This is a genomic window from Pseudoalteromonas sp. M8, assembly GCF_018141365.1.
Taxonomy (GTDB): domain Bacteria; phylum Pseudomonadota; class Gammaproteobacteria; order Enterobacterales; family Alteromonadaceae; genus Pseudoalteromonas.
Genome location: NZ_CP047239.1, coordinates 344353 through 358317, shown reverse-complemented (window position 1 = coordinate 358317; position 13965 = coordinate 344353). Strand labels below are relative to the sequence as shown.

Annotated in this window: 13 protein-coding genes; 9 read left to right on the top strand and 4 right to left on the bottom strand. The window is 40.0% G+C overall.

The window, feature by feature from the left end:
* Positions 1-11: 11 nt before the first annotated feature.
* From GSF13_RS01450 to GSF13_RS01435, 4 genes are all read right to left on the bottom strand, one after another.
* Complete coding sequence (locus GSF13_RS01450; RefSeq protein ID WP_102057929.1) at positions 12-1601, bottom strand: hypothetical protein; 1590 nt, start codon at positions 1599-1601, stop codon at positions 12-14.
* Between the two features lie 2 nt (positions 1602-1603).
* Positions 1604-2542: a hypothetical protein gene (locus GSF13_RS01445; protein ID WP_211865758.1), complete on the bottom strand. Its 939-nt coding sequence runs from the start codon at positions 2540-2542 to the stop codon at positions 1604-1606.
* 184 nt (positions 2543-2726) lie between these two features.
* Positions 2727-2975, bottom strand: coding sequence for a hypothetical protein (locus GSF13_RS01440; protein WP_010605248.1), 249 nt, complete (start codon positions 2973-2975; stop codon positions 2727-2729).
* A 10-nt stretch (positions 2976-2985) separates the two neighbouring features.
* Positions 2986-6822, bottom strand: a complete 3837-nt coding sequence (locus GSF13_RS01435) for a TOMM system kinase/cyclase fusion protein (protein ID WP_211865756.1) — start codon at positions 6820-6822, stop codon at positions 2986-2988.
* Positions 6823-7078: 256 nt separating this feature from the next.
* Here GSF13_RS01435 and GSF13_RS01430 point away from each other — a divergent pair, with 256 nt between their 5' ends.
* The 9 genes from GSF13_RS01430 to GSF13_RS01390 all read left to right on the top strand — a co-directional run bounded on the left by GSF13_RS01430 (position 7079) and on the right by GSF13_RS01390 (position 13917).
* On the top strand, positions 7079-7810 hold the full coding sequence (locus GSF13_RS01430) for a hypothetical protein (protein WP_211865754.1): 732 nt from the start codon (positions 7079-7081) through the stop codon (positions 7808-7810).
* A gap of 98 nt (positions 7811-7908) precedes the next feature.
* On the top strand, positions 7909-8526 hold the full coding sequence (locus GSF13_RS01425; RefSeq protein WP_010377783.1) for an aspartyl/asparaginyl beta-hydroxylase domain-containing protein: 618 nt from the start codon (positions 7909-7911) through the stop codon (positions 8524-8526).
* A 59-nt stretch (positions 8527-8585) separates the two neighbouring features.
* The gene (locus tag GSF13_RS01420; protein WP_211865752.1) at positions 8586-9893 is read left to right on the top strand and encodes a class I SAM-dependent methyltransferase; all 1308 of its coding nucleotides are present in this window, start codon (positions 8586-8588) and stop codon (positions 9891-9893) included.
* Positions 9894-9911: 18 nt separating this feature from the next.
* Positions 9912-10421, top strand: a complete 510-nt coding sequence (locus GSF13_RS01415; RefSeq protein ID WP_039494928.1) for a GNAT family N-acetyltransferase — start codon at positions 9912-9914, stop codon at positions 10419-10421.
* A gap of 119 nt (positions 10422-10540) precedes the next feature.
* Positions 10541-10834 carry a hypothetical protein gene (locus tag GSF13_RS01410; RefSeq protein WP_223192109.1) on the top strand — a complete coding sequence of 98 codons (294 nt, stop codon included), beginning with the start codon at positions 10541-10543 and terminating at the stop codon, positions 10832-10834.
* Positions 10835-10846: 12 nt separating this feature from the next.
* The gene (locus tag GSF13_RS01405; protein WP_211865750.1) at positions 10847-11368 is read left to right on the top strand and encodes a tail fiber protein; all 522 of its coding nucleotides are present in this window, start codon (positions 10847-10849) and stop codon (positions 11366-11368) included.
* 11 nt (positions 11369-11379) lie between these two features.
* Entirely contained in the window at positions 11380-11904 is a 525-nt protein-coding gene (locus GSF13_RS01400) for a tail fiber protein (RefSeq protein WP_211865748.1), read from the top strand.
* An 11-nt stretch (positions 11905-11915) separates the two neighbouring features.
* Positions 11916-12449 (top strand): tail fiber protein, encoded by a 534-nt coding sequence (locus GSF13_RS01395; protein ID WP_211865746.1) that lies wholly within the window; start codon positions 11916-11918, stop codon positions 12447-12449.
* A 145-nt stretch (positions 12450-12594) separates the two neighbouring features.
* The gene (locus tag GSF13_RS01390) at positions 12595-13917 is read left to right on the top strand and encodes a S8 family serine peptidase (protein WP_211865744.1); all 1323 of its coding nucleotides are present in this window, start codon (positions 12595-12597) and stop codon (positions 13915-13917) included.
* The last annotated feature ends 48 nt before the right edge of the window (positions 13918-13965 follow it).

The following is a 13965-nucleotide window of genomic DNA, read 5'->3' as shown; positions in this document are numbered from 1 at the left end:
GGTTAAAAACCTTAATTTGATTTTTCCTCTTTGATACAGTTTTGGTTTTTAAACTGTGTCTTTGCATCGTGATATATAAAAGAGAAATCTGCTGTACGTGGTGTAAATATTGGTTTGCCAGTACTCTTATCGCATTCAGTTGCGATCCCGCCTGCCGCATGACAATTCATACAAGAGGAGCTTTTATAATAAAGCGCTTCTTCTTTACCTTGAGGTTGATTTCCTAGTTGTAAAAATGTCTCAATCACTTCATTGGTCAAATAAACCGGGTGAGGCATTCCTCCCGAATAATTAATGAGTTTGGTTTCAATCGTATCACTTGCTTGGCCGTTAATATCAGTCATTGGCTTACTTCGGTTATTAGTTGAGTACTGGGTACCAATCAGTTTGTAATATTGAAGGACAGCGTTTTCTTGTTTAAACAACTTAGAAATATGCTGGTTCACTTGCTCAACAACAGGTGATATTTGCTCTAATCGCACCACCTGAGTAGGCTTAGTGCCTCCTACTGGATGATTGATTGCGCATGTTGGGCATTGCTTGTTGAAAAATGTTGGTGAGTTGCCCCAAACATTATTCTGATGTGAAAAGGTTGCGTAAATCCAGTTACTAGACGTGCCAGTTTTCTGCATTATATGAAATCCAACAACGCCAACTTCTTTTTCTTCGATTTTAAATGAACCAGCTTCGCCATTTTGTATCTGGTTGTAGCGCTTTACGGGTAGTTTGGCTCGAATATATTTACTAGGGTCATCTGACTCATCTAGCAATTTCCAAGCTACCTTTATCTCTATAGCAAGGCCTGGCGGCTTAGGGTCAAAACTTGTCAAGTTTTGTGGCAAGTTACAAGTTGGTAGTGAAGATTTGTCGGAACAAGCTAAAAAGCCAATAGTATTCATGTTGATACACATATTACTTGCCTGCTGACTTTTGCACGCCCAACTATAAGTCGGGTTATTCGCGAATTCAATTTGGCCATCTATGCTATATAGTTTGTTTTTAGTAATAAAATTGAAAACATATGGACTGACGAACTTTTGATAATAAACAGGATTGTTTTTTTGATCGGTTAAAATAGCATGTTTTTTCGGTTCATTTTTAGGCGCAACTTGTTCCACAGCAGATAAAGGCTGCATCATGGCAAAGTTTTTGGATATATCCCAGTTTACCGGAGGCGTTGCATCTACTGTGAAAATGGTCTCGGTTTCACGCCAGTTTATCCAAAGTGGAAGCGGGCAGTTGGCGCCTGAGTCGGCAGTACACACTTTTAGATTATTTTGTGTGAGCTTATAGTTTTCGTCCAATTGCCTGTTTAGTGCAATAAAGCTCAACCATGAAAATAGTGCGTAACGATGATCCAAATAGTCAAGCTTCTTCGATTCAGAAGGTTTTACGGGTTTTAACTTTTCACATGACTTCACTAACTTATTGTATGCGTCAAGAGGGTAAGGTTTTAGCTGAGTCAAGTCGCTAGGAAAAGGAAAGGGCTCAGTTAATGTGCATTCGTCTTTGACTAGCCAATCTGGAAAAATGCTGTATTCAGTAGCAAAAGTACCAGTACTTACTAATAGTAAAGAGAGCTTCGCTATTACACTTTTCATGGTTATTTCCTTTTCTTATAAGGTGAAGAATATAAATATGATTTGATATTAAATTCAGATGTTGATGTGAGGGTTATTTTTATATAGTAACCAGTTTGTACTTTCAGGTTGAGCCAAGGAGTTAAGTTAGTGCTTAATTTTTTGTCTGTTATTTTTCTTAGTGCGCTCAAAAAGCTGTCATGTAGGTAATTTTCGTCAAGGTTTGTGATCCAAGGCAGTTCAATTTCAATTTTTTCTGACAACTCCGTTGAATAGGAAAGCCCAACTTGTATTTCATCTGATACATGAACAATAGCATTTAATAACTGTTCCAGTAGATATAAGTTTCCTTTCCAGTCTAGATCTTTGAGTAAACCGGGAAGTTTCAATGTTTCTAATTTAAAAACGAATTTAGCTCTAAATTCCTTTCGTCCAAATGTAAAGCTGAAGTGGTTTATCCTAGTACTCTCTAAACTAGGAAGTAACTCTTTTGTTTTATTTAAAAATTCAGGAGCTAAAAACTCAGATGCGTTAATTATAAATGCGCTTAATAGGCTGAAGTCAGAAAACTGACAATGTTGTGTACTTATACAAAATGTTGGAACTGTGCTATAACGACCATCTTCCCAGTCAAAGCTAAACCATATTAAGTTTACAGGTTTGTAAGTAGAAGAAAGCTTCCTCCTCTTTATAAACTTGTTTATTCTGTGGGCGTATTCATTTGGAAGTTTTTGGTTTATATAAGATAAAACGCTATCTAAATTATGAGGAGAGCAGTAATAGCATACTAGGAAATCAACTGCTTCTTCAAACTGATCAATTCTCTTTTCAAAACATATTGCATGTATATTTTCAGGAATGCCATTTACAATTGGCTGAAGCTTTTCCGTTATTGTGCGATTGAGATGTTGAACCTCACTATCAAGTGCAATGCTATAAAGCTCACTTTTACTATATTTCATGATGAATGCGGGTGAAATACCAATTTAACTTAATTTTTGGTCTATTTTTTGTTCTGTTTCTGATGTTAATAACATTAGAATTTTACAAAGTAAAACAACTAAATCGTTCCTGTACCGTTGACAGAGTTTCACTACAAAAAATACACGCTTGATTAAGCTAAAAATCACCCGCTGCTCCTATGTATTACCAAATTGTTTTGATAGTGTGTTGAACTTCAGGTCTTAGTTCTGCAGATAGTTGATCCCACAGATCATCTGTCAATCCAGTCTCTAAAGAAATTTCAGTAATAATGCGTTTTTGATCTGCTGTTAAATCAAACTCAGCCATCACTTCAGCCAAGTTATCGGTCGCTCGTTGTTTCAAAGCTTCATCGTTAGTTACATTATAGATGTAAGAGATTAAACCGGTTGGTAGTTTTGTATTATCACTCATTTTTCATTTCCTAATTTTCATAGTTTTGGAGGTATAAGGTTTTAGTGCTAGCCTTATCATTTAAGTATTCATTATAAGCATCATCTTTCATTGTGTTTTTATTAAATAGTAATACTTTATATAAAAAGTAATAATAAAAAGTTCGATGTGAACGATACCCAGCAAAGCTTGATATTTTTTCTTCGAATTCTTGTAAACTATCTATATCATCTAAATTTGCCAAGTAGTTGAGCATATTATTATAACCCAACCAGCCAGCGTTATTAGAGTTTTTTGCAAGGCTTACCCCTGTTGATGAGTAATATTTTGCTTCATCTTGATATTTTTTAAAATTAATGGAATCGTTTTGTATTGAAGCATGTATTAGCTTAAACCACGCCCATATTCCATTTGTTGCTGAGCTAATATCATTTATATTTATATCTTTGGAAAGTTCAGCTAAATTATTCATAGCGCTTTGTGCCAAATCAACCTTACCAGTGAGCAACTGTGATAGAGCTTTAAAAGCAATACAAGTGAGTTCAGAGCAAAAGCCGTAATTATCAGTTATGGCTTGAGAGCTATTATCGAAAAAGCCTTCTTTTGGTAACGTATCGACAAGCGCTATTACTTTGTCAAACTCCCCCAGTGAAAAGTAGGATTGCGATAAAAGCTCGAAGATCACTGGGTGTTGGTGAGGTGGATATTCGCTTTTGTTTTCGTGCAGCTGTAATCCTATATTATGAGCTTTTAAAATATCACCGGTAGCGTAGGCGTGCAGCCATTCGCCTCTCATCGTAATGAAGCGCTCTTTAGGGTCTAAAATTGTGGCGAGTTCACTGATATTTTGAAGCACGTGCTTTTTTGCCAACGTATCTAGCCAACCATTGTATGCAATCCTAGATGAGGCAAGTGCATTTTTAATCTTATGGAGTAAAGGCTGGTTATCGATTAAACCATTTTGGAAGAAATTCAATGCCTCTGCATAGTAAATACTGGCCTCTGCGACAGAATAAATCGCAGCGGCGCTTTTTGCTGATGTTAGTAATAATTCAACAGCCGCATCATGCTCTCCCACTTTTGCTAAATGGTGGGTTGTAAGCAGTGGTTGCTTTTGGCTCATTCCTGTATTGTTGAGTACCTCAATTATACTCATGTGGTGTGCATGCGATTCATGCTTACCCATACTTTCATAGGCAGCATCACGTACCAAAGCGTGTTTAAAAATATAGCTATCGTTATCAACACGACGTTGCTGCACAATAAGGTCGTTTGCTATCAACTCATTTAAGTCGTTTTGGATCTGGTTTTCGCTTAAAGAAGATGCCGCAACGAGTAAATCATATTCAAACTCTCGGCCAATTGTGGCTGCTAGTTGGGCTGTTTCTTTGGCGTGACTAAGGCTATCTAGTTTTTGTTGTAATGACTCCCTTAAACTCGTAGGTACTTGGTCAAGTTTATCTGGTGCGAGGAAGTCAATCTCTCCGCCTTTATCTCCAACTAATGCCTTTTGTTTAAGCATGTTGACGAGTTCTTCAATAAATAGCGGGATCCCGTCGGTGCGGCTGGTAAGTAATTTGAGAACTTGCTCTGACACTCGGCGGCCATCAAACAAATTAATGATAAAATCTTCTGTGGCTTTTTCGGTTAGTTTTTTCAGACAAACATCCACTAAGGTGAGGTCTTTTAACTGAGTTGGTACCGCTTGTCTTGAAGTGCTTAGTAAAACATCACCTGAAGCGAGCGCACCGACAAAGTGATGTAAAAACTCTAAGGTGGTGCTATCTGCCCAGTGAATGTCCTCGATAATGTAGAGCTTAAACTTGCTGAGTCCATGGCGATTTGACAATAACAATGCACAAAGCCCTTTAAACAACACTTGCTTTTGCTCATCGGGAGAAAGTGTAGAAGGCGTGATTTCATCATCAAGTGAGATATTGAGCCAAACTAGCAACACAGGGATAGCTTGTGCTAAATCGAGCTTACTATCCATGTTGGATAATACATAACTAAAAACGGTATTGGCTGAATGAGCATCTAGCTGCTCGGTGTTAAATAGATACTTGACCAGCGTTAAAATTGGATACAAAGCATTATTTTGATGCTCTGGTAAACACTGGGCGACTAAATGTTGATATTGCGGTGCATTAGCACGAATTTCTTGCAGCAGCCGAGATTTACCTATGCCAGCCTCACCATGAATGTGAGCGATGCGGGTTGCACCTTCGACCTCGTTATTAATGAGTGAAAGTGTCTGTTCAAGCTCAATGTGACGACCAACAAGTTCGTGATGGTTCTTTGTACCACGCATAAAGCCAAACGCTTCGATCCGACGTTCTCCTTGCAAGTTATAAACCGGCGTTAGTTCAAATAACGGGCCTATTTGTACTTGGCCGTACAGATTGAATTCAGAAAAAGCATCAAGGAGTGAGCGTGACTCTGCACTACATAAGACTTGGCGCTCGCCAGCTTCACGGGAGAGTGCTGCTGCAATATTCGCGTGATGTCCTTCAGGTACGGCATTAGCATAGGTAATAAATATCCCAGTGTGAATGCCTATATGGGCGTTAAGCGCGACTCTGTGAGCTTCTTGCATTAGCGCGTTACGCTTCGCAAGCTCGCTTATCATTTCAAGTGCGGTACGGGCAGATAATCGCGCATCATTATCGCTGCTAACGGGGTAGCCAAAATAAAACAAACTGGTATCGGCGAGATTACCCACATGATAAGCGCCGTAACGAGTCGCGATATCAATAAAGTGATTGCGTTGAGATTTATAAACCGTGTCTATGACATCGAAGTCTTTTTCATTGTTGTCGAGTGCTTTGACACTTAACCTTACCGCAAGAACGGTTAGCTGTTTGCGTTCGGTAAGCGCAGTATATTCTTGAATGGCGCGATGATTAGGATCGTCATCACGGATCATTACTGTGGTTTCGTCGTAACCATGCTGGGCTTTAACATCATTTAGCACACCAACAAGGTTCGATACGTTCATCCGAGCAAGTTCAGAAAATGCCTCGGTTGCAGTGATCACACGTTCCAACGCACTTTTATTGAGTACACGCCTAAGCAGTCCCGCAAGGGGGTGGCCAAGTAGGGCGCTTGGAATTGGAATGTGTACATCGCTTAATTGTTTGTGATAAATCGATGCGACGCTAGTGCCCGTTACCGCAGGCACGCCAGTTAAACATTCTAAGAATACCAGACCCCATACATAAAGATCTGATTTGGCAGAAGCTGGCTCGCCACGTAATTGTTCTGGTGCGCTGTAAGAAGGCGTGCCCAATGTTTCTTGCGTAAGCGTGATTGTTTCAAAGTCATGTTGGCGGCTTTCTTGCGCAAGTGTACCGATACCAAAATCAAGTATTTTGGCGTAAGTCTTAGCACCAGATTGGCTTAGCATAATATTGGTTGGTTTTATGTCTCTGTGAATGATGCCTTGTTGATGGGCATGAATAAGTGCATCTAGCACCTGCAACATGATGTCGGTTGCATACACAGAATCAATCGCGCCATTTTGACTTAGATAGTCCCTTAATGTTTGTCCTTCCACATACTCGAAGACTCCAAACATTAAATTTTCATTTAATTGTCCTTTATCTAATAATCGTACGATATTTGGGTGGTTTAATTGACTACAAAGTAAGGTTTCACGATTGAAACGTTCTGCATATCTTTGTTTTTTCGTCGCTTCTAGTTGTGGTTCTAACGCCAAAAATTTTAGTGCAACGATTTGCCCTGTGTTTATTTGGCGCGCCTTAAAAACTTTACCGAATCCACCTTCTCCAATTTTTTCAAGTAGTTGGTATTTGTCAGACTGGAATACATCGACAATATGGCTATCCGAAAACTGTGTCAGAGACATATGATTACTAATTCTTATTTTTTGTTAATGGTATAGGGTAATTGGAATGTAAATACTTGTCTAGCATGAGAATTTTAATTGTTTTTTAAAATTGGATAATTAACAGTCTGGGTTGACTGTGGGATTTTATAAGTTTTTGAAAATATTGTATTTTTATTTGGGTGAGTTTTTTGGAATATTGCTTGTAATGGAGTGTAATTCCTTCTGCTCGAAAAAGTTGGCATACTTTACCTATAAGAATAAAAAGGAAAAATGAATGAAACGCCGAACGTTTATGTTTGCTGGTGCAGCACTCACGGTTGCATCAGTCTTGCCTCCTGTTAGTTTTGCTAGACAAAGCTTCACTGCTTCTGGAGTATCAAAAGATACAACGGAAAGGCTTCCTGAAAATCTATTGAATGAACTCGGTATTCAAGTACCTATCAGGGATGTTCTAAGCCCTTCAGGGGAACGAGTTTCTTTTAAAAAAAGAGCCAATATAATTAGGCGTTACGGAGATTCTCTCTACGTTTACTTCGAACATGAGAGGGTGATCAGGGTTTTTGATACCCAGGGTAACCCTGCTTCCAATGAATTGCCTTTACCTAAATACATTAGCGATCTTAAAGATTTTGCTGTAGATCCGACACAACAACAGCTTTATTTATTGCAACCTGGAAAGCACCACATAGTGTTAGCCGACTTTAGCGGTGAAATAGTGGGCACTTTTGGTGAGTTCGGAATTGAGCAAGACTATCAACTTAATGGTCCAAAGAGCATCACCATTGGTAAGTCTAATCAGTTATTTGTTTTGAATTCTGGCAGTTCTAGTATCAAAGTTTTTGAAAGCAATGGAGTATTTTTAAAAAACTATACATTGAGTCAAAAGCAAAAACGCACAGTTACAAGTATCGATGGCGCTAATCAGATTATTATCAATGGTGGGAAGTTTTCAGATCGCCAATGGAAATTAGATCAAAATATTCGCAATTTTATCGAGGTGGACTAAGCTGAGTAAGGGCTTGATCGGATTTTACTTTTTTGCCACTTAAGCAGTTTGGAGCTTGAGTTACGTTAGGTTAGTTATCTGTGAACTTAAGGATGGTTATGCCATATAGTAAGGAACGGTTAGCTTATTTTAAGCTTCCAATTTTTCTTGAACATCAACAAGTACTCGACGAGCTTGGGACGCTGAATGAGCTGGCCTGGACTGACCATGTAAATAAAGCAAATTACGACGGCGGGTGGGACGTAGTTGCGTTGCGTTGTTTGTCAGAGCATTTATCTGCTCACCCGATCTTACAAAACTTTGCGATTGAGTCAGGCACTCACTGGCAAAACTTACCTATATTAGAAGAAAAGCCGCTACTTAAATCATTCGTTGATAATTTCCCCTGTGAAGTTCTCTCTGTAAGAATCATGCGATTGAAAGCAGGTGCTTTTATAAAACCTCACAGAGATGGCGGCCTTTGTATCGAAAATGGTGAAGCAAGACTTCATATACCTTTGGTCATCGACACTGCTCTTGAGTTTGTCGTTGATGGTATGCAAGTACCAATGAAAGAAGGAGAGGTGTGGTACATAAATGCGGACAAAATACACAGTGTCGCTAACCGAGGAAACCTTGATAGAGTCAATATCGTTATTGATTGCAAAGTAAATGATTGGTTATTAGATTGCCAGTCAGGGTCAATGGGCGTTCCTTGTGAAGAGTATACAAGCTAAAAAAATGCAGTGTGTTTCGTTAGCAAGCGATTTAAAAATAATAGGTTGAAGGATCTGTAATGACGTCTGGCAGCGTGTACCAAGTAAAAAAATTGCTAGAGCACTCTCAAGCTTTGCTCCTAAATGATATTGATGCTGGGTTAAATAGACCTCACGCACTATCTATGTCTGAGGCTCTAGCTGAACTAACAGGCGTATCCACTGACTTCGATATGAATGATTGGTCTGATATAAACACTGACAAAGGGGTCGCGATTTCACCTGTTCAGGCAGCTAAATGTTTACTAGAAACGCTACGTAGTCAGATATTTATGCAGGGCGTTGCGAGCGCGATACGAGACAAAATCAATCAGCAAGATAATATAAATATCCTCTACGCAGGGACCGGGCCATATGGTGTATTACTATTACCTTTTCTCGCGCTCCACAAAACGAGTCCAGTCTCAGTAACACTTTTAGATATTCATCCAGAAAATACGCAAGCAATACATGAGCTGGTAACTAAACTTGATATCGCTCATATGGTGAAACGTATAGTGCACGCAGATGCAACAACTTGGCTACCTGAAGAACCAATAGAGTTTGATCTCATCATTTCCGAGACCATGAATACCTTATTACGCAGAGAGCCTCAAGTATGGATTTTTAGCCACCTTCAACAGTTTTTAAAGCCAGATGGAGAGCTCATACCTCAAGAAATTGAGCTTACTGCTTGGCTATGCAATCCAAGTTCTCTGACGAAAAGTGAGCAAAGAGTCAACCCAGCTGAGCTTGGTTCGTTTTTCCGTCTCGATAAAAACACAGCAAGCGCACTCAATGAGAATAATCTAGATGTTTTATCTGGTTCGTTTGAGGTACCGGATTGCGGGAAAGTTTATCATACACTGGAATTGAAAACGGAAATCAAAGTCTATAGGGAGCATAGACTCACCGAAAACCAATGCAGCTTGAATTTACCAATTAAGTACCAAGATAAAAATCTAAAGGCCGGTGATCGGATTACTTTTGAGTATATTGACGATCCAATACCTGAGTTCATCTTTAGCTTCCCTGATGAAAGTTTACCAAATCTTCCCGCTTATCATGAGGTGGGTGAGTCTGGAATTTTCCAAATTAAACGTATCTTCGTTAAATGCCAATTAAATAAAGTAAATAAGCTTGATATTAACAACCATGAATGTGAGTGGTCTTTGGATACACAAATATGGGGTGAACTTGAGTTAAGTTTAGAATTGGTTTTAGAAGCCTTGTATCGGTTTAGGTTGTTTGAGGAATTTGAGTTTTGGCTGCTTGATAAAATTGGTAATCGACTTGATGATAAATTAGTTGGTGCTATTAATCGAAAAGTAGTTGGTTTTTATAGTTAAAATATAAAGGTAAGAGTGATGAAGTTTACGCCTCCAGATGGTTTATATGTTAGACCGTCAAAACCAGAAGATAAAGGCTTTCTGGAAAGCTTACACCATAGCACTCGGCAAGATTTGCAGTTGATTGATGGAGATAAGGATTTTATAGAGTCAATTATTGAAATGCAGTTTAAAGCGCAAAGTAATGGCTATGGAGATCAATTTCCAAACGCTATGTATTTCATTATTGAAAAACACCATGAGCGAATAGGCAAGGCGACAATTGACTTTGGTAATAATGAAGTGAGATTAATAGAAATTGCTTTAATACCTCAAGCTCGTGGATTAGGGCTCGGTGCAGCAGTTGTTCAATCTTTCCAGCAAGCTGCTGCTCAATCCGGCGTGCCGATGACTCTGTCGGTATTGCAAAATAATTACGATGCAAAGCGTTTATATCAGAAGCTAGGCTTTAAAATTGAATCAATTAAGGCTCCTTATGAGTTACTAATTTGGTATCCGCCAGCGTTGAGGAATATAGTTTTAGGTTAATTTAAAAAGAGGGGTAATGAACGAAAGGTAATAAAGCGCCTCGCTTGATCATTGGTATTAATAACTGTTTTTTAGTTAACAAGAGCGAGTCTAACTTAATGAGCAAAGGAGCAAGTGTTGTGAAACTAACTAGTAGTTTATTTGAAGACTTAATCGGTCAGGATGTTGAAGTATTTACGGCCGATGGCAAGCATAAGCTAAACGAGTTGCAAGTTGATGCTATTGATGAGTGCAAGCTAAACAGTAATGAATTTGAAGGATTTTCTGTAACGTTAACCGCCAAATCAAATTTTCCGCTTACTGATGATACGTATACATTAAAGCATCAAAAGTTGGGTGAAATGCCACTGTTTTTATCTGCATACGAAAAAGACAAGTATCAAATAATTATCAGCATAAAAAAAGAAGCATAAAGGAGTTTAATAATGTCAGAACCCTATATTGGACAGGTTACCCTCTATGGCTACAATTGGGCACCTAAAAATTGGTCTTTATGTAATGGTCAGCTAATTCAAATTAGCCAAAATCCAGCGCTTTATTCTCTTACCGGCACCGCGTATGGTGGTGATGGTAGAACAACCTTTGGTCTACCAGACTTTCGTGGCAGAGTGCCGGTGGGGCTTGGTGACTTAGGAAACGCTAGTTACGATAGAGGCAATGCTGGTGGTGCTGAAAACGTAACCTTAACCTTAGCAAATATTGCACACACCCACAATGTGCAAGCAAGTACGAAAACGGCTAACTTCCCACTTGCTAACATTCCGGGACCAAACCAAATGGCGACGCAGACGGCAGAGCCTATATATGCCGCAGCCACAAGTTTGGTAAATACCTCGGGCTCCACGGTATCAAGCATTGGCGGCGGTCAGAGCCACAATAATATGCAACCCAGCTTATCTCTTAACTTTGCCATTGCACTTACTGGCATTTATCCGAGCCGAAACTAAGGAGGTCGTAAATGGAAGGGTTTATTGGACAGATAACGATGTTTGCTGGCAATTACTCGCCGTTTAAATGGGCGTTTTGCTACGGACAGATCACCGCAATTCCAGGGAATGAAGCATTATTCTCTTTGCTTGGGAATACTTATGGTGGAGATGGTAGAAGTAGTTTTGGGTTTCCTGATATGCGGGGTCGATTACCTATGGGGTTCGGTAGTGGTCCCGGGTTAACGCCAACACAGATAGGAACAATGAAAGGGGTAGAAACGGTCACCTTAGATATCAGTCAAATACCATCGCATAGCCATAATTTTCAGGTAAGTAACAACACCGCTACGGGTACAAACCCTGCTGGGCAAGTGTTGGGTAAAGCGAATATTTACTGTGAACCAGCAACGGCCCAGAATGGTGATGGTCCTTCAGCTATGTATAACGGCATCATTGCCTCTGCGGGAAGCAATCAGGCTCATGAAAACAAAATGCCTAGCCTTGGGGTTAATTTTATCATATGCCTAAATGGCATGTATCCACCTAGAAATTAAGGAGAAGAAGAATGGCTGATTGTTTTTTAGGTGAAGTTCGAATGTTTGTATGCAATTTTACACCAGAGTGGTGGACCAGTTGTGGAGGACAGCTACTACCTATATCGCAAAATTCAGCACTTTTTGCGGTAATAGGCTGTAACTTTGGTGGTGATTGTCGCACCACCATGGGGGTACCAGATTTACAATGTAGAGTTCCGATGGGGACGGGGACAGGTCCTGGCCTGACACCAAATTGGTTAACTGAAAAGCAAGGCGACAATGAAGTTGTGCTAGTTGCGTCGGACTTACCTGCTCATACCCATACTTTTTATGGTACGACTTCATTAGGCGGAACGGTCGGTACGGCGCAGGGGAATCTACTCGCTCAGTCTACAACTGGTACTATTTATGATAACGCTCCTGATGTGCAAGAGCAGATAGCGATGGACTATACTGCGCTTGGTACTAATGGCATGGCAAATTTGGGGCATGAAAACCGCCAACCATTTTTGGCGATTCGGTTTGCATTGGCACTAGATGGTACATTTCCACCAAGGAACTAGCTTAGTAAGACGCAAAGTATTAGTAAGAGATTGGCTTGTTGTTGGTGCTGATCCTTACTAATACTTATATTTTACGGCAGTAATTGGGTGTTATTATAGCTTTTAAATTAGTAACTTACTGTGGTGTTTGTAAGAGTGGTAACCAATGTGTAAAAAAGAGGTTTGTCAGCTTTTTTATCTAACAAGATTAAAGCTGGTGCTGTGCTTTATATTTGTTGTTTTATCTATTGGTACGACGAATGCACAGGGAATTGAGTTTGTTAATTTTGGCAACAAGATAAAGCTTGAACAGAGCAGCGCTGAACCTAAGAGTGTGTATAAGTTTGCTAATTCAGAACAATTGGTAGAGCTGAGTAACAGAATAATCATAAAAATAAAGGTTGGGATGGGCGGTGACGCTGCAAACGCCTTAAAACAAAAAATAGAGGTGGGTCAGTTAGCCACCTTTGGGCCATTTGCAGAGCACGAGTTTATGGTGGTATCGCTAAAAGACGCGTCCGCCAAGCGCTTGACTGGTGCACTAGCGATTGCCAGTGGTTTGGAGGGGGTAATATATGCTCAACCAGATATTTTACAAATAAAAAGTAAGCTCGAAGTTGAAAACAATAACGCTGCGCAATGGCTAACAAAAACCTTGTCGCAATCAGATTCTATGAAAAGCTTACCTTTTCGTTTATTTCAGTTAGAGAAGTGGCAAAAACAACTACAACAATCGACTCAAGGCGAGGGAGTAAAAATAGTTGTTATCGATGATGGCTTTGATTTAAAACATGAGGCCTTAAGTAAAACTAAGGTATTACTCACCTACGATATTGAAAGAAGAGTCAAGGACGTACAGCCGCAAAGCCGCTTTGATAAACATGGTACTAAGGTACTTGGAGTGATTTTTGCCAGAGCAACCAACTTGCTGCCAGCTGAAATGGCGGGCCTTGCAATCGACGCAGGGCTTATTGCAATAAGACAAACAAAAAGCTGGACAAGCCATACATTGGAGTCGTTACATATTGCGCAACTGGCGCAAGCCGATGTTATTAACATGAGTTGGCAAACGCAGTTGCTACTAGAACCAATAAAAGATGCCATTGATGGCTTAGCACAAACCGGCCGAGGCGGTAAAGGAAGCTTAGTGGTATTAGCCGCTGGAAACAGCGGGATGATGATTAAAGCAAACAGCACAGAGGCGAGTATTGCGTCTGCGGTGGTGGTGGGCGCAATGAATAGCAGCGGTATGCCGGCAAACTTCAGTAACTTTGGTAAATCGGTAAGTGCTTGGATGCCAGGTTATAGTGCTAGGGGTATTGCAAGAAATAATGCATACAGTGGTTTTGGTGGTACTTCTTACGCAGCTGCATATGGTACGGGCATGATTGCACTGCTGTTGGCCGCTGAACCCGAATTACCGGCAAGTAAAGTCAAACAAAAGCTGGCTCAAGTGTCTGGTTTAGCGTTGGACAACCGGAGTAAGTAAAGTAATTAAACGGCTGTGTTAGCTACTGATAACACAACAAGTTGGATA

Excerpts from the sequence above, each read along its gene's own strand:
- GSF13_RS01395 (WP_211865746.1), top strand. The coding sequence starts at position 11,916 with ATGGCTGATTGTTTTTTAGGTGAAGTTCGAATGTTTGTATGCAATTTT.
- GSF13_RS01390 (WP_211865744.1), top strand. The coding sequence starts at position 12,595 with ATGTGTAAAAAAGAGGTTTGTCAGCTTTTTTATCTAACAAGATTAAAG.
- GSF13_RS01440 (WP_010605248.1), bottom strand. The coding sequence starts at position 2,975 with ATGAGTGATAATACAAAACTACCAACCGGTTTAATCTCTTACATCTAT.
- GSF13_RS01445 (WP_211865758.1), bottom strand. The coding sequence starts at position 2,542 with ATGAAATATAGTAAAAGTGAGCTTTATAGCATTGCACTTGATAGTGAG.
- GSF13_RS01435 (WP_211865756.1), bottom strand. The coding sequence starts at position 6,822 with ATGTCTCTGACACAGTTTTCGGATAGCCATATTGTCGATGTATTCCAG.
- GSF13_RS01420 (WP_211865752.1), top strand. The coding sequence starts at position 8,586 with ATGACGTCTGGCAGCGTGTACCAAGTAAAAAAATTGCTAGAGCACTCT.
- GSF13_RS01450 (WP_102057929.1), bottom strand. The coding sequence starts at position 1,601 with ATGAAAAGTGTAATAGCGAAGCTCTCTTTACTATTAGTAAGTACTGGT.
- GSF13_RS01405 (WP_211865750.1), top strand. The coding sequence starts at position 10,847 with ATGTCAGAACCCTATATTGGACAGGTTACCCTCTATGGCTACAATTGG.
- GSF13_RS01430 (WP_211865754.1), top strand. The coding sequence starts at position 7,079 with ATGAAACGCCGAACGTTTATGTTTGCTGGTGCAGCACTCACGGTTGCA.
- GSF13_RS01400 (WP_211865748.1), top strand. The coding sequence starts at position 11,380 with ATGGAAGGGTTTATTGGACAGATAACGATGTTTGCTGGCAATTACTCG.
- GSF13_RS01425 (WP_010377783.1), top strand. The coding sequence starts at position 7,909 with ATGCCATATAGTAAGGAACGGTTAGCTTATTTTAAGCTTCCAATTTTT.
- GSF13_RS01415 (WP_039494928.1), top strand. The coding sequence starts at position 9,912 with ATGAAGTTTACGCCTCCAGATGGTTTATATGTTAGACCGTCAAAACCA.